At 66.6% G+C, this 25,901-nt stretch carries 25 protein-coding genes; 18 read left to right on the top strand and 7 right to left on the bottom strand.

Annotated features, from left to right (window positions below):
* Window positions 1-796 precede the first annotated feature (796 nt).
* The gene (locus tag BRAO375_RS28285; protein WP_009030856.1) at window positions 797-2,836 is read right to left on the bottom strand and encodes a YgiQ family radical SAM protein; all 2,040 of its coding nucleotides are present in this window, start codon (window positions 2,834-2,836) and stop codon (window positions 797-799) included.
* Between the two features lie 132 nt (window positions 2,837-2,968).
* Window positions 2,969-3,625: a hypothetical protein gene (locus BRAO375_RS28280; RefSeq protein ID WP_009030855.1), complete on the bottom strand. Its 657-nt coding sequence runs from the start codon at window positions 3,623-3,625 to the stop codon at window positions 2,969-2,971.
* A 149-nt stretch (window positions 3,626-3,774) separates the two neighbouring features.
* Between BRAO375_RS28280 and BRAO375_RS28275 the strand changes: the two genes are divergently transcribed.
* The 6 genes from BRAO375_RS28275 (at window position 3,775) to BRAO375_RS28250 (ending at window position 9,966) form a co-directional block, all read left to right on the top strand.
* Window positions 3,775-4,464, top strand: a complete 690-nt coding sequence (locus BRAO375_RS28275) for an HAD family hydrolase (protein ID WP_009030854.1) — start codon at window positions 3,775-3,777, stop codon at window positions 4,462-4,464.
* A 178-nt stretch (window positions 4,465-4,642) separates the two neighbouring features.
* Window positions 4,643-6,622, top strand: coding sequence for an SPFH domain-containing protein (locus BRAO375_RS28270; RefSeq protein ID WP_009030853.1), 1,980 nt, complete (start codon window positions 4,643-4,645; stop codon window positions 6,620-6,622).
* A 132-nt stretch (window positions 6,623-6,754) separates the two neighbouring features.
* A complete protein-coding gene (locus BRAO375_RS28265; protein ID WP_009030852.1) occupies window positions 6,755-7,159 on the top strand; it encodes a hypothetical protein in 405 nt (134 codons plus the stop codon).
* A gap of 86 nt (window positions 7,160-7,245) precedes the next feature.
* A complete protein-coding gene (locus BRAO375_RS28260; protein ID WP_009030851.1) occupies window positions 7,246-8,097 on the top strand; it encodes a dienelactone hydrolase family protein in 852 nt (283 codons plus the stop codon).
* 176 nt (window positions 8,098-8,273) lie between these two features.
* Window positions 8,274-9,104 (top strand): dienelactone hydrolase family protein, encoded by an 831-nt coding sequence (locus BRAO375_RS28255; protein WP_035642752.1) that lies wholly within the window; start codon window positions 8,274-8,276, stop codon window positions 9,102-9,104.
* A 31-nt stretch (window positions 9,105-9,135) separates the two neighbouring features.
* Window positions 9,136-9,966, top strand: coding sequence for a type 1 glutamine amidotransferase (locus tag BRAO375_RS28250; RefSeq protein WP_009030849.1), 831 nt, complete (start codon window positions 9,136-9,138; stop codon window positions 9,964-9,966).
* A 4-nt stretch (window positions 9,967-9,970) separates the two neighbouring features.
* On the opposite strand, the gene BRAO375_RS28245 is transcribed toward BRAO375_RS28250, so the two are convergent.
* Both BRAO375_RS28245 and BRAO375_RS28240 read right to left on the bottom strand, forming a co-directional pair.
* Window positions 9,971-10,681 (bottom strand): LrgB family protein, encoded by a 711-nt coding sequence (locus BRAO375_RS28245; protein WP_009030848.1) that lies wholly within the window; start codon window positions 10,679-10,681, stop codon window positions 9,971-9,973.
* Complete coding sequence (locus tag BRAO375_RS28240; RefSeq protein WP_009030847.1) at window positions 10,656-11,075, bottom strand: CidA/LrgA family protein; 420 nt, start codon at window positions 11,073-11,075, stop codon at window positions 10,656-10,658. Before BRAO375_RS28240 ends, BRAO375_RS28245 begins: the two co-directional genes overlap by 26 nt.
* Window positions 11,076-11,185: 110 nt before the next feature.
* On the opposite strand from BRAO375_RS28240, the gene BRAO375_RS28235 reads away from it, so the two are divergent.
* The 7 genes from BRAO375_RS28235 to BRAO375_RS28215 all read left to right on the top strand — a co-directional run bounded on the left by BRAO375_RS28235 (window position 11,186) and on the right by BRAO375_RS28215 (window position 17,523).
* Window positions 11,186-12,067 (top strand): LysR family transcriptional regulator, encoded by an 882-nt coding sequence (locus BRAO375_RS28235; protein ID WP_009030846.1) that lies wholly within the window; start codon window positions 11,186-11,188, stop codon window positions 12,065-12,067.
* An 84-nt stretch (window positions 12,068-12,151) separates the two neighbouring features.
* Window positions 12,152-12,928: a succinate dehydrogenase iron-sulfur subunit gene (locus tag BRAO375_RS28230; protein ID WP_009030845.1), complete on the top strand. Its 777-nt coding sequence runs from the start codon at window positions 12,152-12,154 to the stop codon at window positions 12,926-12,928.
* A gap of 78 nt (window positions 12,929-13,006) precedes the next feature.
* Window positions 13,007-13,180 carry a hypothetical protein gene (locus BRAO375_RS38235; RefSeq protein ID WP_009030844.1) on the top strand — a complete coding sequence of 58 codons (174 nt, stop codon included), beginning with the start codon at window positions 13,007-13,009 and terminating at the stop codon, window positions 13,178-13,180.
* A gap of 34 nt (window positions 13,181-13,214) precedes the next feature.
* A complete protein-coding gene (locus BRAO375_RS36640; RefSeq protein WP_083842557.1) occupies window positions 13,215-13,400 on the top strand; it encodes a hypothetical protein in 186 nt (61 codons plus the stop codon).
* Window positions 13,401-13,648: 248 nt separating this feature from the next.
* A complete protein-coding gene (locus BRAO375_RS28225) occupies window positions 13,649-14,476 on the top strand; it encodes a class II glutamine amidotransferase (RefSeq protein WP_009030843.1) in 828 nt (275 codons plus the stop codon).
* Between the two features lie 22 nt (window positions 14,477-14,498).
* Window positions 14,499-16,271 (top strand): N-acetylglutaminylglutamine amidotransferase, encoded by a 1,773-nt coding sequence (locus BRAO375_RS28220; protein WP_009030842.1) that lies wholly within the window; start codon window positions 14,499-14,501, stop codon window positions 16,269-16,271.
* Window positions 16,272-16,290: 19 nt separating this feature from the next.
* Entirely contained in the window at window positions 16,291-17,523 is a 1,233-nt protein-coding gene (locus BRAO375_RS28215) for a carboxylate-amine ligase (protein WP_009030841.1), read from the top strand.
* Between the two features lie 6 nt (window positions 17,524-17,529).
* Here BRAO375_RS28215 and BRAO375_RS28210 read toward each other — a convergent pair whose 3' ends face one another.
* The 3 genes from BRAO375_RS28210 to BRAO375_RS28200 form a co-directional block, all read right to left on the bottom strand.
* Window positions 17,530-18,732: an amidohydrolase family protein gene (locus BRAO375_RS28210; RefSeq protein ID WP_009030840.1), complete on the bottom strand. Its 1,203-nt coding sequence runs from the start codon at window positions 18,730-18,732 to the stop codon at window positions 17,530-17,532.
* Window positions 18,733-18,837: 105 nt separating this feature from the next.
* On the bottom strand, window positions 18,838-19,470 hold the full coding sequence (locus tag BRAO375_RS28205; protein WP_009030839.1) for an alpha/beta hydrolase: 633 nt from the start codon (window positions 19,468-19,470) through the stop codon (window positions 18,838-18,840).
* Window positions 19,467-20,405, bottom strand: a complete 939-nt coding sequence (locus BRAO375_RS28200; protein ID WP_009030838.1) for a ring-cleaving dioxygenase — start codon at window positions 20,403-20,405, stop codon at window positions 19,467-19,469. The genes BRAO375_RS28205 and BRAO375_RS28200 overlap by 4 nt, the downstream gene beginning before the upstream one ends.
* Window positions 20,406-20,542: 137 nt before the next feature.
* Here BRAO375_RS28200 and BRAO375_RS28195 point away from each other — a divergent pair, with 137 nt between their 5' ends.
* The 5 genes from BRAO375_RS28195 (at window position 20,543) to BRAO375_RS28175 (ending at window position 25,770) form a co-directional block, all read left to right on the top strand.
* A complete protein-coding gene (locus tag BRAO375_RS28195; protein ID WP_009030837.1) occupies window positions 20,543-21,436 on the top strand; it encodes a LysR family transcriptional regulator in 894 nt (297 codons plus the stop codon).
* 90 nt (window positions 21,437-21,526) lie between these two features.
* Window positions 21,527-21,883 carry a hydroxyisourate hydrolase gene (gene uraH / locus BRAO375_RS28190; protein ID WP_009030836.1) on the top strand — a complete coding sequence of 119 codons (357 nt, stop codon included), beginning with the start codon at window positions 21,527-21,529 and terminating at the stop codon, window positions 21,881-21,883.
* Window positions 21,884-21,888: 5 nt separating this feature from the next.
* Entirely contained in the window at window positions 21,889-23,313 is a 1,425-nt protein-coding gene (gene puuE, locus BRAO375_RS28185; RefSeq protein ID WP_009030835.1) for an allantoinase PuuE, read from the top strand.
* A gap of 322 nt (window positions 23,314-23,635) precedes the next feature.
* Window positions 23,636-24,325 carry a substrate-binding domain-containing protein gene (locus BRAO375_RS28180; protein ID WP_009030834.1) on the top strand — a complete coding sequence of 230 codons (690 nt, stop codon included), beginning with the start codon at window positions 23,636-23,638 and terminating at the stop codon, window positions 24,323-24,325.
* A gap of 17 nt (window positions 24,326-24,342) precedes the next feature.
* Complete coding sequence (locus tag BRAO375_RS28175) at window positions 24,343-25,770, top strand: DUF6880 family protein (protein ID WP_009030833.1); 1,428 nt, start codon at window positions 24,343-24,345, stop codon at window positions 25,768-25,770.
* Window positions 25,771-25,901 lie beyond the last annotated feature (131 nt).

Raw genomic sequence — 25,901 nt, 5'->3', positions numbered from 1 at the left:
TCTTCCCCGCGCCCTCTCATTGTCGAGGGCGATGTCGGCAGCATGACCCGGGCGCGCACGCGCCGCGGGGCTGCGGTGGGCTGTTTGAAGACATCGTGCAGAGGATGGAGGCGGAGGTGCACGCATCGAGCGATGCGCATAGCGCCCGTGAGTTGGAACGGCCTCACAACAAGCTCGGTGTCGTCCCGGCCTTGAGCCGGGACCCATAACCACCGGCGGGTGCGTGAGGCAGGCAGGTGGCTCAGAGTGTGCCCGACACGTCATCCTGTGGTTATGGATCCCGGATCTTCGCGCGCGGTGCGCGCTCGTCCAGGATGACAGCGGAGGGTGGGGCGACGGCCGTACTACAAACTCAGTGTCGTCCCGGCCTTGAGCCGGGACCCATAGCCACCGGCGAAGGTGTGAGGCAGGCAAGTGGCTCAGGGCGTGCCCAGCACGTCATCCTGTGGTTATAGATCCCGGATCATCGCGCGCGATGCGCGCTCGTCCGGGATGACGGCGGAGGGTGGGGCGACGGCCGTACTACACGCTCGGTGTCGTCCCGGGCTTGAGCCGGGACCCATAACCACCGGCGGGTGCGTGAGGCAGGCAGGTGGCTCAGAGTGTGCCCGACACGTCGTCCTGTGGTTATGGATCCCGGATCTTCGCGCGCGATGCGCGCTCGTCCGGGATGACGGCGGAGGGTGGGCGCGATGGCCGTACTACAACTCGGTGTCGTCCCGGCCTTGACCCGGGACGACAGCGGAGCGGGAGGCGAACGCGTGCCCCATGCGATGGGCTTTGCGCCGACGCGCAACTACTTCCTGATCTTCACGCCCTTGGTCGTGAACCGCTGCGGCCGCGGCTCCGGTCGCATCGGACGGCGGGTGCTGGCGGCCTTGCCCGTGCCCGGCGGCTGATGCGCGGGGACAAGTTGATCCGGGCGCGAGCCGATCAGATCGGCGCGACCCATGGCGCGCAGGGCGTCGCGCAGCACGGGCCAGTTGTCAGGGTCGTGATAGCGCAGGAAGGCCTTGTGCAGGCGGCGCTGCTTCAGGCCCTTGATCGCCTCGACCTTGTCGCTGGCGCCGTGGCGCACGCCGCGCAAGGGATTGACGCCGGTGTGGTACATCGCGGTCGCCGTGGCCATCGGCGACGGCAGGAAGGTCTGGACCTGATCGGCGCGGTAGCGGTTCTTCTTCAGCCACAGCGCGAGGTTCATCATGTCCTCGTCACTGGTGCCGGGATGGGCGGCGATGAAATACGGGATCAGGTAGTACTTCTTGCCGGCCTGCGCCGCGGCCGCATCGAACATCTGCTTGAAGCGGTGATAGGTGCCGATGCCCGGCTTCATCATCTTGTCGAGCGGACCGCGCTCGGTATGCTCCGGCGCGATCTTCAGATAGCCGCCGACGTGATGCGTGACGAGCTCCTTGATGTAGGCCGGGCTCTCCACCGCGAGATCGTAGCGCACGCCGGAAGCGACCATCACGCGCTTGACGCCCTTGACCTCGCGCACCTTGCGATACAGGCGGATCAGATCGTCATGCGAAGTGTTGAGGTTCGGGCAGATCTCCGGGAAGACGCAGGACGGCCTGCGGCACGCGGCCTCGACCTTGGGGTCCTTGCAGGCCATCCGGTACATGTTGGCGGTGGGGCCGCCGATGTCGGAGATGACGCCGGTGAAGCCCGGCGTCTTGTCGCGGATACGCTCGATCTCCTGCAGGATCGAGCCCTCCGAGCGGCTCTGGATGATGCGGCCCTCATGCTCGGTGATCGAGCAGAAGGTGCAGCCGCCGAAGCAGCCGCGCATGATCGTGACCGAGAACTTGATCATGTCCCACGCCGGGATCTTGGCATCGCCATAGGACGGATGCGGCGCGCGGGCGTAGGGCAGGTCGTAGACGCTATCCATCTCCGCCATGGTCAGCGGGATCGGCGGCGGGTTGAGCCAGAGGTCGCGGTCGCCATGCCGCTGCACCAGGGGGCGCGCATTGCCGGGATTGCTCTCGCGATGGAGCACGCGCGAGGCGCGCGCATAGGCTTCCTTGTCGGCCTCGACCTGCTCGCAGGACGGCAGCCGGATGACGACGTCGCCCTTCTCGCGCGCGGCGCCTTCGTCGGCGGAGTCGAGATCGTCGGCGTGCAGCTCGACGTAGCCCTCCGGCACTTTCCGGAACAGCGCGGTGCCGCGCACCGACTGGATGTCCTTCGGCTGCTCGCCGCCCGCGATGCGGTGCGCGACCTCGATCACGGCGCGCTCGGCATTGCCGTAGATCAGGATGTCGGCCTTGGCGTCGGCCAGCACCGAGCGCCGCACCTTGTCGGACCAGTAGTCGTAATGCGCGATCCGGCGCAGCGAGGCCTCGATGCCGCCGAGCACGACCGGCACGTCCTTGAACGCCTCGCGGCAGCGCTGCGCATAGACGAGGGTGCAGCGGTCCGGCCGCTTGCCGCCTTCGCCATTCGGCGTGTAGGCGTCGTCGCTGCGGATGCGGCGGTCGGCGGTGTAGCGGTTGACCATGGAGTCCATGTTGCCGCCGGTGACGCCGAAGAACACGCGCGGTTTGCCGAGCGCCTTGAACGGCTCGGCCGAGTGCCAGTCGGGCTGCGAGATGATGCCGACGCGAAAGCCCTGGGCCTCGAGCAGCCGGCCGATGATCGCCATGCCGAACGAGGGATGGTCGACATAGGCGTCGCCGGTGACCAGCACGATGTCGCAGACGTCCCAGCCAAGCGCGTCCATTTCCTTCCGGCTCATCGGCAGGAACGGCGCGGGCTTGAGGTCGGCGCGGTGGCGCGGCCAGGAACTCAAGGGAGGAGCGCTCAGAGGCGGGGCGGTGAGGGCGATGTTCATCGCCCACGCATAGAGAAAGGGGCTCTCGGATTCAACCGAGCCCCCTGTCGCAGGAGACGGCGGACGATCAAATTGTCCGGAATGGTTCCCGCGCGGTGTTGCCCGGGATCCGCGCCTCGAGGTCGCTGGTGCTCAGTTGAGGCCCTCGGAGGCCTCCGCCCGTCGCTTCAGCCAGCCATGACCGAAGAACGCCAGCAGCGCCGCGGCCGCGAGCATGATCCAGATCGAGGGCATCCGCGAGCGGGTGCCGCCGGGGGCTTCGCCGACCGTCATCGGCCCCTGTGCCGTGCCGGAGTCGCGCATCGAGACCAGCCGCATGTCGGCGCCGTCGGTGGTGCTGCCGCGCAGGCCGGCCACCGCCGGCTGAACCTCCGCCGACAGCATCCGTCCCATCTGCGCGCCGGCATAGGCGGGCGAGCCGTCGTCGGCCTGCGGCGTGTCCATCGCCGCCGGCGCGGCCCGGCTGCCGCCGGGCAACTGCGCGAAGGAGTTCAGGTTGGCCGGCCGATGCGCCTTGGGCGGATGCTGGGGCATCCGCTCCGCCTTCTCAGGCTTATCCATCGCCGTCTTGTCCATCGGCTTCGTCGGCATCGACTGCGGCAAGGCCACGCGGACCTGGGGACGCGTGTAAGACTGGGTGACCGCGAGCATTCGGTTCGACCAGGCCATGTAGGCCTTGCACATCGAGTTGCAGTATTGCCCGTTGACCATGTCCTCGCTGGCCCGCGCCGCACCGGGAACGGCGAGCAGCACGGCCGACAGCAGCGCCGCGGCGGCGCCGAGCTTCATGGCCGATCTCGATTGGGACGTCGCTTGCAAATGGCCGATCATCGCAATTTCCCCCGTCGCGGTTTCACGCCGTTTCGGAGATAACGACAGCCGCTGTGGTCGAGAGTTGGATCAGATCGCGTCAACATCCGGATGAGTTTGAGGTCAATTTGCTGATGCGAGGCGTTCTTAATAGGCGGCCGGTGCTGCTGTTCGACATCGACGGCACGCTTGCGGATACGGATGCGCTGCACCTGCAGGCGTTCAACGCGGTGTTTGGTCCGTATGGTCACGTGTTCGACCGCGCGCGTGCGGCACGCGAACTGCTCGGCCGCTCCAACGCCGCGATCGGCGCCCAATTTCTGCCCGACGAGCCGCCGGAGCGGCGCGCCGCAATCATGGCGCAGAAAGAGGCGGTGTTTCGCAGCCTCGCCGCCGGAAAGGTGGAGCCGCTGCCGGGCCTGATCGCGCTGCTGGATCGCGCAGCAGCGGCGGCGGTCCCGGTGGTGGCGGTGACCAACGCGCCGCGCGCCAATGCCGAGCTGATCCTGCGGGGGATCGGCATCGCCGACCGGTTTCGCGCCGTCATCATCGGCGACGAGCTGCCGCACGGCAAACCGCACCCGCTGCCTTATCTCGAAGGGCTGCGCGCCGTCGACGCTGGGCCGGACAGTGCGGTCGCGTTCGAGGATTCACGCGCCGGCATCGCGGCTGCAACTGCCGCGGGCATCGTCACTGTCGGCCTGCGCACCAATCTCGAGCACGACGATCTGATCGCCGCCGGTGCCGTGCTGTCGGCTGCGGCATTCGACGAGGCGGAGGTGCTGGCGCTGGTGCAAAGGCGTCTGGGAGGCGATTGAGTCGCCGCATGGCGACGCGGGTTCAAACCGGGGAGACGAAATATTTCGGCGACGGTGGTCTTTGAAAATCCGGGAAGAGGTCTAGGTTCTCGCGCGCCGACATCGATCGGCATGATCGCGCGCGGTGACAGCGCGGCGGCAACAGCCGCCCCGGCCATGCGCGACTTGGAGACCCCTCATGGACATCACCACTCTGGTCCAGCCGGCCCTCGCGGCCGGGGCGATCATTGCGTTGCTTGCACTGCTGAAGCTTTCCAACGTCGTCCGCTACATTCCCAACAACCAGGTCGGCATCGTCGAGAAATTGTGGAGCGTGCGCGGCTCCGTCGCCGACGGCTTCATCGCGCTGAACGGCGAGGCCGGCTTCGAGCCGGAGGTGCTGCGCGGCGGCCTGCACCTGTTCTTTCCTTTCATGTACCGCATCCACACCTCCGATCTGGTGACTGTTGGCCAGGGCAAGATCGCCTATGTCTTTGCCCGCGACGGCGCGCCGCTCGGCGCCTCGCAGGTGCTCGGCGCCAACGACAGCGAGGACAACAGCGACTTCCAGGACGCGCGCCGCTTTCTCATGGCCGGCGGGCAGAAAGGCCCGCAGCGCAAGATCCTGCGCGAGGGCACCTATGCGATCAACACGACGCAGTTCGCGATCATCACCGACGAGCGCGTCTATGGCCATGCGCTGAGCGACCAGGAGCGCATCGTGCTCGACGCCATGCAGCTGACGATCGCCGAGCGCTGGGGCTTCACGCCTGTGATCCTGGCGGCCGATCATGACCTGGTCGGCATCGTCACCGTGCATGACGGCCCGTCGCTGCCTCCCGGCGAGATCATCGCGCCGGAGGTCGGCATCGCGCTGCACGACGCGGCAACTTTTCACAACAATTTTCAGGAGCCCGAAAAATTCCTCGCCGCCGGCGGCCATCGCGGCCGTCAGCTGCAGGTCATCGTCGAGGGCACCTGGTACATCAACCGCCTGTTCGCGACTGTCGAGAACGTGCCGAAGACCATCATCCCCGTCGGCAATGTCGGCGTCGTCATCTTCTACACCGGTCCGCGCATGGCCGACGTCTCCGGCGAGACCTATCGCCATGGCGAGCTCGTCTCCAATGGCGGCCGCGGCGTCTGGAAGGATCCGCTGCTGCCCGGCAAATACGCGTTCAACACCTATGCGGGCAAGATCGAGATCATCCCGACCGTCAACTTCATCCTCAAATGGGTGCGCGGCGAGGTCGGCGCGATGAAGCTCGACGAGAACCTGTCGGAGATCTCGCTGATCACCAAGGACGCGTTCGAGCCGACCCTGCCGCTCTCGGTGGTGATGCATATCGACTACAAGAAGGCGCCGATGATCATCCAGCGCTTCGGTGACGTGAAGAAGCTGGTCGAGCAGACGCTCGATCCGATGGTGTCGGCGTTCTTCAAGAACGTCGCGCAGAAGATGACCCTGATCGAGCTGCTGCAGAACCGCGCCGCGATCCAGGAGGAATCCGCGGCCGAGATGAAGGTGAAGTTCGAGGGCTATTCGCTCGAGCTGCAGGAGGTGCTGATCGGCACGCCGCGCGCGGCGCCCGGCGACCAGACCATCGAGAACATCCTGATCCAGCTGAGGATGCGCCAGGTCGCGCGTGAGCAGGTCGAGACCTTCCAGGAGCAGGAGAAGGCCGCGATCCAGGAGCGCACGCTCAACGAGGCCAAGGCGACGGCGGCGGCGCAGGCGGCGCTGACGCAGTCGCTGATCCAGATCCGGGTGAATGAGAACGAAGGCGCGGCCGCGCTCGCCCGCGCACAGAAGGATGCCGAGACGCGCAAGGTGACGGCGGCCGCCGTCGGCGAGCAGTCGCGGCTCGAAGGCCAGGGCGAGGCCGATCGCGCGCTGGCAGTCGGTGCGGCGAATGCGCAGGCTACCAAGCTCGCGGTCGATGCCTATCGCGGCCCGGAGTTCAGGCTCGCCGAGCAGAATTTTGCGAAGTTCGCAGAGGCGCTGACCCGGATCAACCAGCCGCTGGTGCCGCAGTTCCTGATGTCCGGCGGCCAGGGACAGGAGACCGGCAATTCCGGCCTGATCCCGACAGCGATGCTGAGCTCGATGTTCGGCCGCATGATGCCGGAGGCGCTGGAGCAGCTGAAGCGCGAAGCCCCGCGCAGCGCGCGGCAGTAGGAGGGAACAACGTGGGACGGCGAGCTGACATTTGGCTGACATCCGGCAACAGCTCGCCGTCACCGCGCTTGGCGCAATGCTCGCGGCGAATGCGGCCGATGCATCGGCCGTCAGGACACGAAGGTGAGACGCATGCGCAAGATGTTGATTTCAACCGGCCCGTCGGAGCAGCCGCTCCGCGTGCTGCTGCCCGCCGACGAGACCGCAGCGGCGATCGAACAGCGCGGACGTCGCGCGCGGGCGTTGAGCCGCCATCGGTCGGCACGTCCGTCTCGCGCCATGAAGGTCATCCTGAGAGGCCTCAGGGCCACGCTGATGGTTCTGATGCCGCGGGATCTTCACAGTCCCGCGGACGAGCCTCGCCGCGAGATGCTGCCGTCGTCCTCGGTTCTGCCGGGGCTGCATCTCGTTCGCGATTGCGGCCGAGCGCTGGATGTGGCGGATCCGGCGCCCTGCTTGCCGAGCATCTTCTCGTGTGGGGCCATGACCCCGCGTCATCACTTGCGTCATCTGCGCGGCCGACGCCGGCGCTGTTGAGCCCCGACGCGTGCGCGCTCGACGAGCCGGATGGATCGCGTCTGTCGCACCTATGCTGCAGCCAGTCTCACGAGGGCTCGCGCGCCATGCATCGGTTCGGGTTGAGCGTCGCACTGCTGATCGCTCTGATTTTGCCGACGGAGCGCGCTGCAGCTCAGAGCCTCGATGAGCCGGTCACGTTCAACTCTGCACCCTACGTCGTCGGCCAACTCCAGCAGCGCATGGCCCTGGAACGTGGCGAGATGGTGGGTGGTTCGACGCAGGCCATCGGCGGCTATCTCTCGAAGCCTGCGGGCGATGGCCCGTTCGCGGCGATCGTCTATCTGCATGGATGTGCCGGCCTGAGCGAGCAGACGCGCCAGCGTTTCGCACGGATGCTGACCGGATGGGGCTACGTCGTGCTGGCCGTGGACAGCTTCGGCGCGCGCGGACTCGCGCAGGCCTGCACGCGTCCGGCGCTCGATCGCCAGGCCGACGCCTGGGGAGCAATGGCCTATCTCGCTTCCGTCCCCTTCGTCGATCGGACGCGCATCGGCGTTGTCGGCTCCTCGCAGGGAGCCATGGCGGCGATGCGGCTCGCCTCGACGCATGATGTCAAGATCTATGACGTTCCCGATGACCTGACCTTCAAGGTCGCAGTCGCCTACTACCCCCGATGCGGTGTCGCGTCGAAATGGCTGGCGGTGCCGACGCTGATCCTGATTGGTGACAAGGACGATTGGACCCCTGCGCAGGATTGCCAGAAATGGATGTCGCTGCGCCCGGACAAAGGGGCTCCCGTGAAGCTCCAGGTCTATCCTGGTGCCTATCATTCCTTCGATACGCCCCGACCAGGCCGGTCGCTGTACGGCCACTGGCTGAAATACGACGCGGACGCGACCGAGCGTTCGACCGCCGAGATGCATGATTTTCTGGCAGCTCATCTTGGCAAGCAGTAACTCAATCATTGCTCATCGCAGGATGCCGCGACGTCAGGCTTCGGCCACCGATTGCGGCGCGCCTGCATGGGCGCTCTGCGGGGTTCGGGCGGCCATCGGCTTGTGCCGGGCTCGACGTCGTGAGATCAACGCCCGGAGTGTGCTGTGTTTGCGCCGTGCAAGAGGTGATGTTGGCGATGATCCTGTCCCGTTGTCTGTCGGCCGCTTCAGCGCTGCTGTTCGCCACGGCCGTCCTCGCCGCCGACAAGCCTGGCGAGACGAAGGGCTCGGTGCTGGAGCCATCGTCGGAGAATCTCGCGCTGACCTGGACCAAGGCCAATCTCGTGCTGCCGGCGACGTTGGCCGGCGGGCGGCGCTGGGAGGGGCACGCCGCAGATGCGCCAGACGTGATCGGCATCGCGCCGCTTGTGGTCGTGATGCATGGCTCGAGCGGGGTGGCTCCGGCCGTGAAGGAGTTTCAGGTCTGGCTGGCCGACGAACTCGGCGTCGCCTCGGTTGCACCCGACAGCCTCGCGATCCCTGACCGGCTCACCTACACGTCGCCGGTCGACGTCGCGACCTATGAGCGCGTTCACACCTTGCGGCTGGCCGAGTTGGAGAACGCGCTGAAGACGTCGCGTGATTGGAGCTGGGTCGATCGCCAGCGCCTCGTGCTCGCCGGCACCAGCGAGGGCTCCGTAGCGGTCGGCCGTTATGCCGGCAAGGACGTCGCCGCGCGGCTGATCTATTCCTGGTCCTGCGAGGACAATTATTTCGTCACTGCGCCGAAGCTCGGCATCGGTGCGAAGGAGCCGGTACTCAATGCGATCTCGGCGCGCGATCCGTATTTTTCGGCGGCCAACCCCTGGAACAAGGACCGCGCGGTGACCGGCTCCTGCGCGGCGGCCTTGAAAGATGATCCGAGGGCTGAGGTCGTGGTGATCGACGCCGATGTTCACACGATCCTGAACCGGCCCGAGGTGCGGGAGCGGAGCGCTCAGTTCCTGCGCGGCGTTCTCAATCCGTGAGACTGCGAATGAAGATGCGGAGACTGGCCTGGTGTTGAAACTGCTCGTGCTCGAGGGCAACTCGCTCGCCGGCCGTCGCCGCTGGGCGGAGGTCGCGGGACAATCGCCATCTGAAAGCTATGCTGATGTGTTGCGCGCGCTCGCGCCTGACGCGGAGGTCGACATCGCCACGCCTGCCGATGCGGGCGCGGCGTTGCCGCAGCCGATCGAGGCGTATCAAGGCATCGTCATCACCGGCTCGGCGCTCAACATCTATCAGCGCGAGCCGGAAGCGCTGCGCCAGATCGAGCTGGTACGAGCAATCTTTGCCCAAGGCGTGCCGATGTTCGGCTCGTGCTGGGGGCTGCAACTGGCGACGGTGGCGGCCGGCGGCGAGGTGTCGCTCAATCCGGCCGGCCGCGAGGTCGGCTTCGCGCGCAAGGTCGTGCTGACCGAGGCCGGCCGCGGTCATCCCTTGCACGCGGCGCGCAACGAGGTCTTCGATGCGCCGGCCATCCACAGCGACATCGTCACCAGGCTGCCGTCGGACACGACGGTGACGGCGCGCAATGCGATGAGCGAGGTGCAGGCCGCGGAGATCCGCAGCGGCCGCGGCCGTTTCTGGGGCGTGCAGTATCACCCGGAATTCAGCCTGCAGGACGTTGCCTGGGTGATCAGGCGCCTCGGGCAGCCGCTGCTCGAGGAAGGCTTCTTCGCGGATATGGCGGAGCTTGAGCGCTACGCGACCGATCTCGCAGCGCTGCATCATGACCGTGCCCGACGCGATCTCGTGTGGCGGCTCGGGCTGGATCAGGACGTTACGAACGACGCGCTGCGCCAGGCGGAGATCAGCAACTGGATCGCTTCGCTCGCGCGCCGCTGAGCGGCTACTTCATGAGCTGAATGATCAGCGGCGCCAGCGCAACGTTCATGAGCCCCACCAGCACCATCACGAGCCCGGCGATCGCACCTTCCTCCCGGCCGATCTGATGGGCGCGCGCGGTGCCGGCGCCGTGCGCGCCGACGCCGAACAGCGCGCCCTTGGCGAGCGTCGAGCGCAGCGGCAGCCGCGCTAGCACCACGTCACCGACGGCCGCGCCAATGATGCCCGTGAGCACGACGAAGATGGCGGTGAGGTCGGGGCTGCCGCCGATCTCGCCGGACACCTCCATGGCGAATGGCGTGCTCATCGAGCGCGGCAAAAGGCTGAGCCGCAGCTCACCGTCGATGCCGAGTACATAGGCGAGCGCCCAGCTGGTCGCAACGGCGGTGAGACTGCCGGCGACCATGCCGGCCAGCAGCAGCGGCCAGCGGCGGCGGATCAGCGCGCGCTGCTCATAGATCGGCACGGCAAAGGCGACCGTCGCCGGCCCGAGCAGCGCCACCAGCCAGTGCGTGCCACGGATGTAGTCGCGATAGGAGACGTTGAGCGCAAGGGCTGCGATCATCAGCAGCGCGGGCGCCACCGCGAGCGGCATCAGCCACCAGCGCGGCCAGCGCCGGTGTACGCGCTTGGCGACCACATAAAGCAGGATCGTCGCCAGCGACCAGACCGCCGCCTGGACCAGCGGTTCACGCCACAACGCTGCGGCCGTCATCACGTTCGGTCCAGCGATAGCAGAGGTCCACGGTCAGCGCGGTCACGCACATCACGGCGGTGGTGCTCACGGCGATGATTGCGAAGATCTTCAGGCCGAGCAGGCCGAACAGCTCGCGATGATCGAGCAGCGCCAGTACGGCCGGGACGAAGAACAGCAGCATCTCGGCCAGCATCCAGTTGGCACCGCGTTTCACGCTGCCCACCTTGAGGCCTCCGCACAGGAACAGCGCAAGCGCCAGCGCCATGCCGACGATCCCGCCGGGCAGCGGCAGCCCGCTTGCCTGCGCCAGGATCTCGCCGGCGGTCCAGAACAGGCCGAGCAGACCGGTCTGCACCAGCCGGTTACGGCGCAGCAGGCGCTGAAGCGGAGTGAAAATATTGCGGTGCATCATAAACGATATTCCAAGGCTGTCTCTGCAGCAAAGGATATGTCGCATTGCAGCATGTACAAAATGAATTGATTGAATGAAGATCAGTCGAAAATGGAATGCCGAGGCTCTATATGGAACTGCGAACGCTCAAGACCTTCGTCGAGGTAGTCCGGCAGGGCGGTTTCTCGCACGCCGCCAAGGTGGTGTTTGCCACGCAATCGACGGTCAGCAAGGCCGTCAAGCAGCTCGAAGACGAGCTCGGCCTGCCGCTGCTGGACCGGCTCGGCCACAAGAGTCGCATGACCGCGGCGGGCGAGATCGTGTATCGGCGCGCGGTCCGGCTGCTCGCCGAACGCGACGATCTGCAGGCGGAGCTCGAGGAGCTGCGCGGGCTGAAGCGCGGCGTCCTGCGGCTCGGCCTGCCGCCGATCGGATCGAGCACGCTGTTCGCCCCGCTGTTTGCGCAGTACCGCCAGCTCCATCCAGACGTCGAGATCCGTCTGGTCGAGCACGGCAGCGACCGACTCAGCGAGTTGCTTGCCGCGGGCGACATCGATTTCGCCGGCCTGCTGCCGCCGATCGCCGATGAGTTCTCCGCCCAGATCGTGCGCCGCGAGCCGTTGATGGCGCTGGTGTCGGTCGATCATCCGCTGGCGCGGCGCGACACGATCACGCTGGCCGAGCTGCGCGAGACGCCGTTCATCCTGTTCGAGGCGGGCTTCGCGCTCAACCGCATCATTCGCGAGGCGTGCCGCCGCAACGGCTTCGAGCCGCTCGTGGCCGCCCGCAGCACCCAGATCGACTTCATCGCCGAGCTGGCCGGCGCCGGGCTCGGCATCGCCTTCCTGCCGCGCATGATCGCGACCCAGCGCACGCAGGTGCCGATCCGTCTCATCCTGCTCGACGAGCCCGACACGGAATGGACGCTGGCAATGGCCTGGCGCCGCGGTGCCTATCTGTCGCCCGCGGCTGCGGCATGGCTCAAACTGGTGCGAGAGCGGGGCGAAGCGTGAGTGCGACGCTGGTGCGCGTCGTTGGCGGAGGAACGTGGAGCAAAGCGGACGGTTGTCGCGGCCAATGCCTCTCGAGGATCTGCCATGGCCGAATTCAGACTGCCGAAGAATTCACAGATCTCGGAGGGCAAATCCTGGCCCACGCCGAAGAGCATCACGCTCCGCGAGTTTCGCATCTATCGCTGGGACCCGGATGTCGGCGGCAATCCGCGACTCGACAGCTATCACGTCGACACCTTCGATTGCGGGCCGATGGTTCTCGATGGGCTGATCTGGATCAAGAACAACGTCGATCCGACGCTGACCTTCCGGCGCTCATGCCGGGAAGGCATCTGCGGCTCCTGTTCGATGAACATCAACGGCCAGAACACGCTGGCCTGTACGAAATCGATGAGTGACCAGGACGGCGCGGTCCAACTGCTGCCGCTGCCGCATCAGCCGGTCGTGAAGGATCTCGTTCCCGATCTCACCAACTTCTATGCGCAGCTCTCGGTGATCGAGCCCTGGCTGCAAACCACGACGCCGACGCCGCAGAAGGAATGGCGACAAAGTGAAGAGGATCGCGACAAGCTCAACGGACTCTACGAGTGCATCCTGTGCGCCTGCTGCTCGACCTCATGCCCAAGCTATTGGTGGAACTCGGAGCGCTTCCTCGGGCCGGCGGCGCTGATCCAGGCGGCGCGCTGGATCAATGACAGTCGCGATGAAGCCACCGGCGAGCGTCTCGACATCCTGGAGGATCCGTTCCGCCTGTATCGCTGCCACACCATCCTCAACTGCGCAAAGGCGTGTCCGAAGGGGCTCAATCCCGGCGAGGCGATTTCCGAGCTGCGCATGAAGCTCGTGGCCCGCAAGATGTGACGCCTGGAACGTCGGGCGGCGGCCGAGGTTGGCTTCAAAGGCGCCGTTTGCTCAGCGCGCGTCAAGAGGAGACCTCCGATGTCCAAACTGCCGCCAGTCCCGCCCGAACAGCGCAGCGACAAGGGCCCGGGCTCCGACCCGAAGATCTCGGTTGAGGACAACGTTGCCGGCCGCGAGAACTTCGATACCCAGGGCCGCCAGGGCAACCTCAAGCAGAACACTACCAATCAGGGTTATCAGCAGGACCGTTAGCCACCTGCCAGATGCCTGCCGACGGGACGGATTGATGAGCGAGCACCGCCGCGAGACGCCAGATCGGACATCCGGCAAACCAGCCGATCCGAACACGTCGAAAGATCAACCGCCGCCGGCAGGGCCGCATGCCCGGCCGGACCTGGTGGACGAGGATAAGACGCCCGGCACGGGCATGTTGCCGGATCCGCACGATTCCAATCCCAGCCCGACAGGGTGACCGCAACGGCGTGCCTCGCCGCCGCACGAGGATCGCGGTTGTAAGACTGCCCTCAAGGCTCGCCTGATTCCTCGTTGGGACTGGCCGCGTCGACATGCGGTCGATCGGACGCCGGCGAATGCCGATGGTGAGCGCCGGTCGGCAGCCGCGGGCCGGGAACCGCGGCCGGCGCTGCTGCGTTGCTGCCTCCCTCGCATTCGCGACCTTGGTCGCGCCTCTTTCCTATTCATCCGACCGGAGGGGCAAGGATGTGCCGCTGGATCGCCTATCGCGGAGAAACGACCGCGTTCGAGCACTATGTCACCGAGCCCGAGCATTCGCTGGTGACGCAGAGCATTCGTGCGCTTGAATCCACCGCAGGCACCAACGGCGATGGCTTTGGGCTCGGCTGGTATGGCGACCATCCCGAGCCGGGCCTGTATCGCGAGACGCGGCCTGCGTGGTCGGACGAGAATCTGCGCTATCTCTGCCGGCACCTGCACTCGCATCTGTTCTTCGCGCACGTCCGGGCAGCGACCGGCACCGCAGTGACGCGGCAGAACTGCCATCCCTTCGCCTGTGGTCGCTGGCTGTTCATGCATAACGGCTTCGTCGGCAGCTGGAACAGGCTGCGGCGCAAAGTCGAGGCCATGATTCCCGAGGCTTTATATCCGTCGCGGCTCGGCACGACGGATTCCGAGGCCGTGTTTCTCGCCATCGTCGGGGCCGGCATTGATCAGGATCCGATCGGCGCGACCTCCAAGGTGCTGCGAGACCTCTGTCAGCTCGTCAACGAGGATGGCTTGCGCGAGCATCTGCGCTTCACCTCGGCGCTGTCGAATGGCCACGATCTCTACGCGTTCCGCTTCGCCGCCAATGATCGTGCCAATTCGCTCTACTACCGCGAGGATGGCGATCAGGTGATCGCCGTCTCCGAGCCCTACGACAAGGAGCCGGACTGGATCGAAGTCCCGCCAGATCATCTGCTGGTCGCACGTGCGTCCAGACCCGCTGAAATCGTTCCGCTCTTTGTCGCAGGCGCGGTCGGCTTCGACGAGGAACGCAAGAGATCACAGAGGGTTATCGGAGGCATGTAGAAGAACGGAGTGATGTTCCGCGATGTGCGGCATTTGTGGTGAAATCAGACATGCCGGCCAGCCCGCGCTCGCGGCGCTCGGCCGGGTCAATGATGCGATGCAGGCGCGTGGTCCCGATGCCGCCGGGCTCTATGTCCAGGGCGGGATCGCGCTCGGCCATCGACGTCTCAGCATCCTCGATCTGTCCGCCGCCGCGCAGCAGCCGATGATTGATCCGGCGCTGGGGCTGGGCATTGCCTTCAACGGCTGCATCTATAACTTTCGCGAGCTGCGCACCGAGCTGCAAGCCAAGGGCTATGCATTCTTCTCCGACGGCGACACCGAAGTCATTCTCAAGGCCTATCATGCCTGGGGCAAGTCCTGCCTGCAGCGGTTCAAGGGCATGTTCGCCTTCGCGCTGTGGGAGCGCGACAGCGGGCGCGTCGTGATCGCGCGCGACCGGCTCGGCATCAAGCCGCTGTACTACACTGAAGGTCCCGGCTTCTTCCGCTTCGCCTCGTCTCTGCCGGCGCTGCTGGCGGGCGGCGGCGTCGATACGTCGCTGGATCGAAACGCACTGCATCACTTCTTCAGCTTCCACGCGGCCGTTCCGGCGCCGCGCACGATTCTCAACGGCGTGAAGAAGCTCGAGCCTGCGACATTGCTGACGATCGAGCCGGACGGGGGGCAGCGTCGTGAACGCTACTGGCAGTTCAGCGTCGGCGAGCTGCGCCCGACCGATCGCGCGATGAGCCAGGAGGAATGGTCGGATGCGGTGCTGGATGCGATGACGACGGCGGTCGACCGCCGCCGCGTCGCAGACGTGCCGGTCGGCGTGCTGCTGTCCGGCGGGCTCGATTCGTCGCTGCTGGTCGCGCTGTTGTCCAAGCTTGGCCACGAGGACATCCGCACCTTCTCGATCGGCTTCGACGCGGTCGGCGGGCATGGAGGCGACGAGTTCCGCTACTCCGACATCATCGCGCGGACGTTCGGCACCAATCACGAACAGATCAGGATCGGCGGCAACCGCGCCCTCGAGGCGCTGCCCAACGCGATCGGGGCGATGTCGGAGCCGATGGTCAGCCACGACACGGTCGCGTTCCATCTGTTGTCCTCAGAGGTCGCCAGGCGCGTCAAGGTCGTGCAGAGCGGCCAGGGCGCCGACGAGGTGTTCGGCGGCTACAGCTGGTATCCCGGCTTCCTCTCGGCAAACGACGCCGTCCAGCAATATCAGAACGCCTATTTCGATTGGAAGCACGCCGATCTGCAGCGGCTGCTCGCGCCAGACATGCTTGGCGACGACGTGAGCCTCGATCTGGTCGACCGCTTCTTCGCCGATCACGGCGGCGCCTCCGCCGTCGACAAGGTGCTGCAGATCGACACCGAGATCATGATGGTCGACGACCCCGTCAAGCGGGTCGACAACATGACGATGGCGTTCGGGCTGGAGGCCCGCGTGCCTTTCCTGGATCATGAGGTGGTCGAGCTTGCCGCGCGCATTCCGGCGGAGCTGAAGGTCCGGAATGGCGGTAAATACATTCTGAAGGAAGCAGCCCGACGCTGCGTTCCGGCGGAGGTGATCGATCGCCCCAAGGGCTATTTCCCGGTGCCGTCGCTGCGATATCTGCGCGGGCCGTTTCTGGACTATGTGCGCGATGTTTTGAGTGACGAGAAGGCGCGCACGCGCAGTCTCTATCGCCGCGAGTTCATCGATCACATGCTGCAGAACCCGGAGGCCGAGATGAGCCCGAAGGGACACTCGCGGCTTTGGCAGGCAGCCCTGCTGGAGGCCTGGCTGCAGACTCACGGTATTTGATTCCGACAGGATTGATCAGATGGGATTGGACCCGAAAATACTCGAGCGGCTGAGGCTCGGTCTGAGCGATGATGAGCGGCGGCTGGTCATCCGCTCCGCCACCGGCGGAGAGGACGTCACGGAATATTCCTTCGGCATCGAGGAGGAGTATTTCCTCGTCGATGCGAAGACGCTCGATGTCGCGATCCGCACCCCAGACGATCTGTTCGAGGCGGCGAACTGGTCGACCGGCGGGCAGGCCATGCGCGAGATGCTGCAGGCTCAGCTCGAGGTCGCGACCAATGTTCATGTCGACGTGGGCGACGCGCGCGAGGAGCTGAAATTCCTGCGGCGGGAGGTCGCCAGCGTCGCGAGTCAGTATGGCCTGACGATCCTCGCCTGCTCCACCCACCCGACCGCGACGTGGCGCAGCTCGCAGCCGACGCCGAAGCCGCGTTATGAGGAGATGATGGAGGATCTGCGCATCGTCGGCCAGCGCAACATGCTGTGCGGCATGCATGTGCATGTCCAGCTGCCGGATCCCGATCGCCGCTTTGCGGTGATGCGCGCCATGCTGCCCTATATCCCGGTGTTCATCGCGCTGTCGGCGTCCTCGCCGTTCTGGAATTCGCGCGAGACCGGGCTGAAGGGCTATCGGCTCGCCGTCTACGACGAGCTGCCGCGTACCGGCCTGCCCGAGCTGTTCACGTCGAAGAAGCAATACGACCGCTACATCGCGGCGCTCACCAAGTCCGGCGTGATGCCGGACGAGAGCCATGTGTGGTGGGCGATGCGACCGTCGCTGCGGCATCCGACCCTGGAATTGCGTGCCCCCGACGTCTGCACGGCCGTCGATGATGCCCTCGCGATCGCCTCGCTGTACCGCGCTCTGGCTCGGCATCTCTATCTCAATCCCGAGCTCGCCGACGCCGTCGGGAATGTCGAGCGCGCGATCGCCGTCGAGAACAAATGGCGGGCGCAGCGCTATGGCACCGACTGCCTGTTCGTGACCGAGGATGGTCCGGTGACCGGCCAGGAGGTCCTGAATCGGATGATCGCCGATATCGCTGAACATGCCGAAGCGCTGGGATGTCTCGCCGAGGTCGAGCGCTGCCGCACCATCATGCAGTTCGGCAGCTCGGCGGATTATCAGTTGCAGGCCTATCGCGAGTCCGGCGGGCGATTGTCGGCGGTGACACAGTGGATTGCGGCCGCGACCGTGTCGCGCGCCGAGCCGCCGCAGTCGCAGGCTTCGGTCGAGACAGCGCGGTAAGGCCGCTCAGCGCGATCGCGTCACGCGGCCATCGCGCGCGACGAGGCGGCCGTCCTTGTAGACGGAGCGTCCTTTGGGCACGGCGACGACCGCCTCCGGGACGTGCTCCGCATTCAGGGTGACGAAGTCGGCGCGCGCGCCGACACGCAGGCCGTACTCCGTGAGTCGCAACGCCTTGGCGCCGGCTTCGGTGACAAGGTCGAAAGCGACGCGCAGCTCGTCGTCGACATAGAAGCCGGAGCGATAGCCGACCATCATGGCGCGGTTCAACAGATCGCCGTCGCCATAGGGCCACCAGGAGTCGCGAATGTTGTCGTTGCCGCTGAACACGGTGACGCCGGCCGCGCGCAGCAGCGCAACGGGCGGGAAGGGGCGCGCGCCAGGGGCGTTGGTCATGATCGCAACACCTGATGTCGCCAGCACGTCGGCGATTGTCTTGAGCGGATCGGTCGGCAGGTCACCGAGCCCGTAAGCGTGGCTGACCGCGACGTGACCTTGCATGCCCAGGGCACGCGTGCGGGCGGCGATCTGCTCCAGCTCGAACAGGCCGAGCATGCCTGCATCGTGCAGGTGGATGTCGACGTCGACACCGTGCTTGTGTGCCGTGCCGAACACGACGTCGAGATGCTTCTCGACGTCGCGGTCGAAGCTTGCCGGATCGAGCCCGCCGACCACGTTTGCCCCGAGCTTGATCGCCTCGTCGAGCAGCTCCGGCGTGCCCGGGCTCTTGAGAATGCCGCTCTGGGGGAAGGCGACGAGCTGGATCTCGATCAGGTCGCGGTATTCCTCACGTACGCGCAGGATGGTCTCCAGCGATGTCAGTCCGACGGAGCCGTCGACCATCACGTGGCTGCGCATCCGGGTGGTGCCGTGGCCGATGCAGAGATCGAGCTGGTTGCGGGCGCGGACGTCCATCGGCGCGGCCGCCGCCATGTTCTGGGCCTGGAAGGTGACGCGCTCATGCACGTCGAAGCCGTTGGTGCAGGGCTTGTGCGGCTTCCAGACATCGCCATAGAAGCTGGTGTCGAGATGGATATGGCCCTCGACGAAGCCGGGCACGACCAAGGCGCCGCCGAGATCGATCACCTCGCGCGCCTCGGGCCGCGCCGTCTCGGCGAGCAGCCCGCTGATGCGGCCGTTGTCGACCGCGATCGCATGGCGCGCGCCGCGATCGAGCCGCGCATTGATGAACAGCTTGTCGACGGCCACGCAGAGCTCCTCCCAATCGGCCGGCGTCGGCCCGCATGTCGCGGTCCGACGCCAATGCGAGCATTTTCAATCAGGATCGGCTCCGGCCGCAAGCGCCGATGCCGATCAGGCTGCCATCACTTGCGGCAGTCCGGCAAGCCAATCCCGCGCCAGCGCCATATCCGCCTGCGACAGCTGATGTCCCGTCGGCAGCGTCGTGTGGGTCACATCGGCGCCGGCCTCGGTGAGCTGGCTGCACAGCTTCGCCGAATTGCTCGCGGGCACGATCGGATCAGACAGTCCCGACAGGATCAGCACCGGCTTGCGCGCAAGCTTGACGGCTGGCGGCTGGGCCAGCGGCACCATGGCGCGGAACAGCACCGCGCCGGCCAGCGCCTCCGGCTGCAGCAGGAGCAGCGCGGCGGCGATGTTGGCGCCGTTGGAGTAGCCGACCGCGATCGGCGCCGCGATGCCGTAGCGCTGCCGCGCCTCGCCGATGAAGGCGCCGAGCTCCAGTGCGCGGCGGCGGACATCGTCCTCGTCGAACACGCCTTCCGCCAGGCGGCGGAAGAAGCGCGGCATGCCATGTTCGAGCACCTGCCCGCGCGGCGACAGCAGCGCGGCGCCGGGCGACAAGGTGGCGCCGAGCGGCAGCAGGTCGTTCTCGTCGCCGCCGGTGCCGTGCAGGAGCAGCAGCGGTGCTGCGCCTGCGTTGCTTCCGGGCTGGAAGCGGTGGGTGAAAGACAATGTGTCGGTCACGATGCGGCCTCCTCGAGGTTGGGCAGCACGCCCTCGATCTGTTTGCGGTGCGATTCGAGAAACGCGGGCAGCTTCAGATTGCGCCCGAGCTCGGCGACCGGCTCGTCGACCGCGAAGCCCGGGATGTCGGTCGCGATCTCGAACAGCACGCCGCCCGGTTCGCGGAAGTAGATCGAGCGGAAGTAGTTGCGGTCCTTCTGCTCGGTCGGATGCAGGCCGTGGCGGTCGACCAGCTTTTGCGCCATCACGCCCTGCTCGGCATCATCGGCCGCGCGGAAGGCGATGTGATGCACGGAGCCGGCGCCTTGCGCACCGCGCAGAAAGCCCTTGGCTTCGTAGATGTCGACCACGCTGCCCTGCGCATCGCCCGGCGCCTTGAAGCGGATCACCGAGCCTTCGCGGCCGGCTTCCGCGAAGCCGAACACGTCGGTGAGCACGGCCGCGGTCTTCTCGGCGGAATCGAGCAGCAGGGTGACGCCATGGAAGCCGCGGATCGCATGCTCGGCCGGGATGTCGCCATTGCTGTAGCCGGGCTCGTTTTCCGCGCCGGGCACGCCGACCAGCGCCAGCGCCATGCCGTCGGGATCGGTGAACGGCAGCACCGACTCGCCGAAGCGCTTCTCCAGCGCTTCATAGGCGATGCCCTTCTCGGTGAGGCGCTGCGTCCAGTAGCCGAGCGAGCGCTGCGGCACCCGGAACGCGGTCTGGTGCGTTTCGCCGACGCCGCGGCGGCCGGGCCGCACGCCGGCCCAGGGGAAGAAGGTCAGGATGGTGCCGGGGCGGCCGGTCTCGTCGCCGTAGTAGAAATGGTAGGTGCCGGGATCGTCGAAATTGACGGTCTTCTTGACGAAGCGCAGGCCGAGGTCGCGGGTGTAGAAGCCGAAATTGCGGATCGGGTCGCCGGCGATCGCGGTGACGTGGTGCAGTCCGGGCATGTGGGTCTCCTGTCTGTTGGCCCCGGTCGGAGCCGTCGAATGTCTGGACGCCATATTGGTCTGCTTTGGTTTGGAGACAATCCGTGCTCTTGTGACGTCTCTGTCTACGATTTGGCGACAATGCCCGCCTGGAGACCATGGACAAGCTCAGCAGCCTCAGGGCCTTCGTGAAGGTGGTCGAAAGCGGCAGCTTCGCCGAGGCGGGCCGGCAGCTGCGGCTGTCGCGCTCGGCGATCTCGAAATATATCGGCGAGCTCGAGCAGAGCCTGGGCGTGCAGCTGATCGTTCGCACGACCCGGCATGCGAGCCCGACCGAGACCGGCCAGCGCTATTTCGAGCGCGCCGTCTCGATCCTGGCGGATCTCGATGCCGCCGATCAAGCCGTCAGCCAGTCGCAGGCGGCGCCGCGCGGGCTGCTCCGCATCAATGCCCCGATGTCGTTCGGCACTCTGCGCCTCGGGCCGGTCGTGGCCGACTTCATGAGCCGCTATCCCGAGTTGCAGCTGCAGATCGTGCTGAGCGACGATCTGCTCGATCCGGTGCAGGACGGCTTCGACGTCACGCTACGGATCGCGGAGCTGGAATCGTCGAGCCTGGTCGCGCGCCGGATCATGCCGGTCGACCGCGTCATCTGCGCCGCGCCGGCCTATCTTGCCCGGCACGGTACCCCAGAAAGCCCCGAAGATCTGCGCCGCCATACCTCGCTGACGTATGGTTTCCTGCTGACCGGCAATCAGTGGAAGCTCACCGGCCGCGACGGTGATCACTGGATCCAGCCGGCCTGGAGCCTGTGCGTCAACAATGCCGAGGTGCTGCGCGACGTCGCAACCAAGGGGCAAGGCATCGCGCTGATCCCGCACTTCATCGCGGCGGAGGCGCTGGCCAGCGGCGCCCTGACTGCGATCCTCGCCGACTACACCGCGCCGCCGCTCGCGCTCTACGCGATCTATCCGCCGACGCGGCACCTCTCGGTCAAGGTGCGGCTGTTCATCGACTTCCTGGTCGAGCGCTTCGGCCGGGCCCATCCGTGACCAGGCTTTGGGCTGGTGGTGACCGGCAAAACGCCTCGAAGCTTTAACCGGGCGCTGCTAGGCTTGGACGACAGCAGCAGGGGAGCAGGGATGGGCCGTCTCAGCACGCATATCTTGGACACGGTGAGGGGCAAGCCGGCCGCCGATGTCGCGATCGATCTCGATGGTCTTGGGCCGGGCGGCGCCTGGCGGCGGATCAAGCAGGTCCGGACCAATGCCGACGGGCGCACCGATGCGCCGGTACTGGCCGGCGAGGAGTTCGTGGCCGGAACCTACATGCTGACCTTCCACATGGGCGCGTACTTCAAGGCCCATGGTCTCGCCTCCGGCGATCCGCTGTTCCTCGACCTGATTCCGCTCCGCTTCACGGTCGCAGACGCCGCCGCGCACTACCATGTGCCGCTGCTCGCGACGCCCTGGAGCTACCAGACCTATCGCGGGAGCTGAGACGAATGAGTGCTGACTATCCGCGCGACATGGTGGGCTACGGCCGCATGCCGCCGCATCCGCGCTGGCCCGGCGATGCCCGTATCGCCGTGCAGTTCGTGATCAATTACGAGGAGGGCGGCGAGAACAACATTCTCCACGGCGATGCCGCCTCGGAAGCGTTCCTGTCCGAAATCGTCGGCGCGGCGCCTTGGCCGGGCCAGCGCCACATGAACATGGAGTCGATCTACGAGTTCGGCTCGCGCGCCGGCTTCTGGCGGCTGTGGCGGATGTTCACCGCGCGCAAGCTGCCGGTGACGGTGTTCGCGATCGCGACCGCGATGGCGCGCAACCCGGAGGCCGTGGCGGCGATGAAGGAGGCCAATTGGGAGATCGCCTCGCACGGCCTGAAGTGGATCGACTATCGCGATTTCTCCGAGGCCGACGAGCGCGCCCATATCGAGCAGGCGATCCGCCTGCACACCGAGCTGACCGGCGAGCGGCCGCTCGGCTTCTATCAGGGCCGGACCTCGGAGCACACGCTCGACATCGTCCTGAACGAGCAGGGCTTCGTCTACAGCGCCGACTCCTATGCCGACGAGCTGCCCTACTGGATCCAGGGACCACATGGCCCGCAGCTGATCGTGCCCTACACGCTCGACGCCAACGACATGCGTTTCGCCACCCCGCAAGGCTTCAATGCCGGCGATCAGTTCTTCGCCTATTTGAAGGACAGCTTTGATACGCTCTACGCCGAGGGCGCGGAGAGCCCGAAGATGATGTCGGTCGGGCTGCATTGCCGGCTCGTCGGCCGCCCGGGCCGTGCCGCAGCGCTGGCGCGCTTCCTCGACTACATCATGAGCCACGACAAGGTCTGGGTCGCGACCCGGCTGGACATCGCCCGGCACTGGATCCGGACGCATCCGCCGACCGGCGTCTGGCGTCCGTCGCAGATGTCGCGCGTGCTGTTCGTGGAGCGCTATGGCGACATCTTCGAGCATACGCCGGAGATTGCCGACCGCGCCTATCGTGCCGGCCTCACCGCCTTCGACGACGCTGCCGATGCACTGCACTCCACGTTGATGAACGTCGTCCGCGGCATGAGCCGCGACGAGAAGCTGAAGCTGATCCGCGCCCATCCCGAGCTCGCCGGCCGCGAGGCGCTGTCCGGCGAGATGACCAACGACTCCATCGGCGAGCAGGGCCGGCTCGGCTTCACCTCGTTATCGCGCGCCGAATTCGAGCGCGTCGCCGACATCAACCGCCGCTATCGCGACAAGTTCGGCATGCCGCTGATCGTCGCGCTCGCCCTGCACGCCGACCGCGCCTCCGTGATCGCCGAAATGGACCGCCGCATCAGCAACGATCTCGACACCGAGATTGCCAACGCCATCGACCAGATCGGCCACATCACCCGGGCAAGGCTGGCGAACAAGTTCGAGCAGGGGTGAGAGCGGCTGTCGCTATCCGCTACTGGGCTTCTGGATCCATCCTTGCAGGTGGCGCGTCCCCTCTCCTCGTTCTTCACGGGAGAGGGTTGGGGCGAGGTGCCGCGGCACGGGCGGCGCGAGTCGTTGAACCTTTACCCTCTCACCCGCATTGCATCTGACGACGGAATCCGACCTCTTCCGCGAACGGGGCGACGTAAACACCAAGTTCGCCCTACCGCCGTCGCATCTCGCCGTCTTGCTCCGCGGCCCCGCTTGCCATATCCGAAGAGGTCTCGCAGCGTCGTTTTGAGCGCTGCAATCGCGCCTTCCAACGGAGCCCCCCATGAGCGTGACCGCCGCCGGCATTTCCTCGATGGCTACCCGGCAGATCCTCGCCGAGCTCGCGGCCGCCTATGAGGAGGCGACCGGCGAGGTGATCACGATCGAGTCCGTCGGCGGCGTCGACGCTGCCAAGCGCATCCGTGCCGGCGAGGCGTTCGACTTCGCGGTGCTCGCCTCGGATGCGTTGCAGAAGCTCGAGGCCGACGGCCATCTCGTGCCCGGCAGCATCATCGAGATCGCGGAATCGCCGATGGCGATGGCCGTGCGCGCGGGCCATCCGAAGCCCGATCCGCTCGACGAAGCCGCCGTGCGCAAGGCGATGGAGAGCGCCAGGGCAATCGGCATCTCCACCGGACCGAGCGGCACCCACGTGCAGAAGCTCGCCCGCGACTGGGGCCTCGAGAGCGACGGCGCCTCGCGCCTGGTCCAGGCCAAGCCGGGCATTCCCGTCGCAAAGCTGCTTGCCGACGGCGAGGTCGATGTCGGCTTCCAGCAGCTCAGCGAGATGCTCGGCGCCCCCGGCATCGACATCGTCGGCCTGCTGCCGGCCTCGCTGCAGCCGGGCACGGTGTTCGCCGCGGCGCTCTGCAAAGCCGGCGCGCACGGCGATGCCGCGCGCGCCTTCATCGAGTATCTTGTCTCGGATGAGACCGCCGAGACCAAGCGCCAGCACGGCATGACGCCGGTGTGAAGCGGAAGAGGGCTGCAATGGCCTCCAGCACGCCGCTGACTGCCAAGGCCCTGGAGCAGCTCGGGGCGCAGCGCCTCGCCGAGCTGCTGCTGGAGGTGGCCGAGCGCGACACGGCGATCAAGCGGCGCCTGAAGCTCGAGATCGCAACGCCGGCCAAGATCGCAACCGAGCTGCGCAAGCGGATGGCGCAGATCGCCCGCGCCACGACCTTTCTCGAGCGCAACAAGCTGCGTCCGCTCGCCGCCGACCTCGAAGCCTTGCGTGCCAGCATCGCGAAACAGGTTGCGGAGCACGATTCGCAAGCGGCGCTCGAGCTGATGTGGCAGTTCATGGATCTGGCGAACGGCGTTCTCGGCCGCTGTGACGACAGCGACGGGGTGCTTCACGACATCTTCTGCGCGGCCTGCGCCGATCTCGGCCCGTTGGCTGAGGCGGCCAAGGCCGATCCCATCGCCCTGGCCGACCGCGTCTTCGACGCCCTCGACCACAACGCCTACGCACAATATGGCGATCTGATCGAGACGGTGGCCCCGGCGCTCGGCGAGCGCGGGCTTGCTCATCTCAAGCAGCGCTTCATCGAATTCGCCAAGACACCGGTCCAGCGACCCTCGCAGACCCAGCGCAGGGCCGCGGGGTGGGGAAGCAGCGATTCCCGCTATGAGCAGGAGGCGGAGCAGCGCCGCCGCACCAGCAATGCCCGTTCGGCGCTGCTGGCCATCGCGGACGCGACCCATGACGTCGACCTCTACATCGCGCAATTCGACGAGGAGGAGAGCAGGCGGTCGGAGATCGCAGCCTATATCGCCCTGCGGCTGCTCGCTGCGGCGCGGGCCACGGAGGCGCTGCAGGTCCTCGACGCCGCCGAGCTCCGCAATCCAAGCCGGCCCGATCCGGACTGGGAGGAGGCGCGCATCCAGGTGCTCGACGGCCTCGGGCGCAATGAGGAGGCGCAGGCGGCACGCTGGGCCTGCTTTGCGCGCAGCCTCGACGCACGACAGCTGCGCGCCCATCTCAAGCGGCTGCCCGACTTCGACGACGTCGAGGCCGAACGGCGCGCGCTCGACCATGTCGAACAGTTCCCGCGGTTGATAGGGGCGCTTGACTTCCTGATCCGCTGGCCGGCGCTGGATCGCGCCGCGAGGCTTGTGCTGGCGCGCAGCCGCGAGCTGAACGGCGAGGCCTATCACGTGCTTGCGCCGGCCGCGGATGCGCTCGCCGGCAAGCATCCGCTCGTGGCCACGCTGCTGCTGCGCGCGATGATCGACGACACCCTGCAGGGCAGCCGCACCAGCCGCTATCGCCATGCTGCCCGGCATCTGCTCGAATGCGGCAGCCTCGCCGCGGTCATCGCGGACTTCGGTGCCTTCGAGCCGCATGCGGCCTATCTCGCGCGCCTGAAGTTCGAGCATGTGCGCAAGGCGAGCTTCTGGGACCTGATGAGTTGACGCGGAACGATCAATCGCGCGATGTCGCAGCGATTGATCGCGACATTCCTCGGTTCCCGCACGGTCGCCTTGGCCTGAAAAAATGCGGTCCGCTGTCGTCCCGGCGCTATCCCGCACGTCTTCCAGAAAGA

The organism is Bradyrhizobium sp. ORS 375, from assembly GCF_000239775.1.
Classification (GTDB): Bacteria; Pseudomonadota; Alphaproteobacteria; order Rhizobiales; family Xanthobacteraceae; genus Bradyrhizobium.
This window is presented reverse-complemented; position numbering and strand designations above follow the sequence as displayed.

Excerpts from the sequence above, each read along its gene's own strand:
- BRAO375_RS28285 (WP_009030856.1), bottom strand. The coding sequence starts at position 2,836 with ATGAACATCGCCCTCACCGCCCCGCCTCTGAGCGCTCCTCCCTTGAGT.
- BRAO375_RS28280 (WP_009030855.1), bottom strand. The coding sequence starts at position 3,625 with ATGAAGCTCGGCGCCGCCGCGGCGCTGCTGTCGGCCGTGCTGCTCGCC.
- BRAO375_RS28270 (WP_009030853.1), top strand. The coding sequence starts at position 4,643 with ATGGACATCACCACTCTGGTCCAGCCGGCCCTCGCGGCCGGGGCGATC.
- BRAO375_RS28265 (WP_009030852.1), top strand. The coding sequence starts at position 6,755 with ATGCGCAAGATGTTGATTTCAACCGGCCCGTCGGAGCAGCCGCTCCGC.
- BRAO375_RS28260 (WP_009030851.1), top strand. The coding sequence starts at position 7,246 with ATGCATCGGTTCGGGTTGAGCGTCGCACTGCTGATCGCTCTGATTTTG.
- BRAO375_RS28255 (WP_035642752.1), top strand. The coding sequence starts at position 8,274 with ATGATCCTGTCCCGTTGTCTGTCGGCCGCTTCAGCGCTGCTGTTCGCC.
- BRAO375_RS28245 (WP_009030848.1), bottom strand. The coding sequence starts at position 10,681 with ATGACGGCCGCAGCGTTGTGGCGTGAACCGCTGGTCCAGGCGGCGGTC.
- BRAO375_RS28240 (WP_009030847.1), bottom strand. The coding sequence starts at position 11,075 with ATGATGCACCGCAATATTTTCACTCCGCTTCAGCGCCTGCTGCGCCGT.
- BRAO375_RS28235 (WP_009030846.1), top strand. The coding sequence starts at position 11,186 with ATGGAACTGCGAACGCTCAAGACCTTCGTCGAGGTAGTCCGGCAGGGC.
- BRAO375_RS28230 (WP_009030845.1), top strand. The coding sequence starts at position 12,152 with ATGGCCGAATTCAGACTGCCGAAGAATTCACAGATCTCGGAGGGCAAA.
- BRAO375_RS38235 (WP_009030844.1), top strand. The coding sequence starts at position 13,007 with ATGTCCAAACTGCCGCCAGTCCCGCCCGAACAGCGCAGCGACAAGGGC.
- BRAO375_RS36640 (WP_083842557.1), top strand. The coding sequence starts at position 13,215 with ATGAGCGAGCACCGCCGCGAGACGCCAGATCGGACATCCGGCAAACCA.
- BRAO375_RS28225 (WP_009030843.1), top strand. The coding sequence starts at position 13,649 with ATGTGCCGCTGGATCGCCTATCGCGGAGAAACGACCGCGTTCGAGCAC.
- BRAO375_RS28220 (WP_009030842.1), top strand. The coding sequence starts at position 14,499 with ATGTGCGGCATTTGTGGTGAAATCAGACATGCCGGCCAGCCCGCGCTC.
- BRAO375_RS28215 (WP_009030841.1), top strand. The coding sequence starts at position 16,291 with ATGGGATTGGACCCGAAAATACTCGAGCGGCTGAGGCTCGGTCTGAGC.
- BRAO375_RS28200 (WP_009030838.1), bottom strand. The coding sequence starts at position 20,405 with ATGCCCGGACTGCACCACGTCACCGCGATCGCCGGCGACCCGATCCGC.
- BRAO375_RS28195 (WP_009030837.1), top strand. The coding sequence starts at position 20,543 with ATGGACAAGCTCAGCAGCCTCAGGGCCTTCGTGAAGGTGGTCGAAAGC.
- uraH (WP_009030836.1), top strand. The coding sequence starts at position 21,527 with ATGGGCCGTCTCAGCACGCATATCTTGGACACGGTGAGGGGCAAGCCG.
- puuE (WP_009030835.1), top strand. The coding sequence starts at position 21,889 with ATGAGTGCTGACTATCCGCGCGACATGGTGGGCTACGGCCGCATGCCG.
- BRAO375_RS28180 (WP_009030834.1), top strand. The coding sequence starts at position 23,636 with ATGAGCGTGACCGCCGCCGGCATTTCCTCGATGGCTACCCGGCAGATC.
- BRAO375_RS28175 (WP_009030833.1), top strand. The coding sequence starts at position 24,343 with ATGGCCTCCAGCACGCCGCTGACTGCCAAGGCCCTGGAGCAGCTCGGG.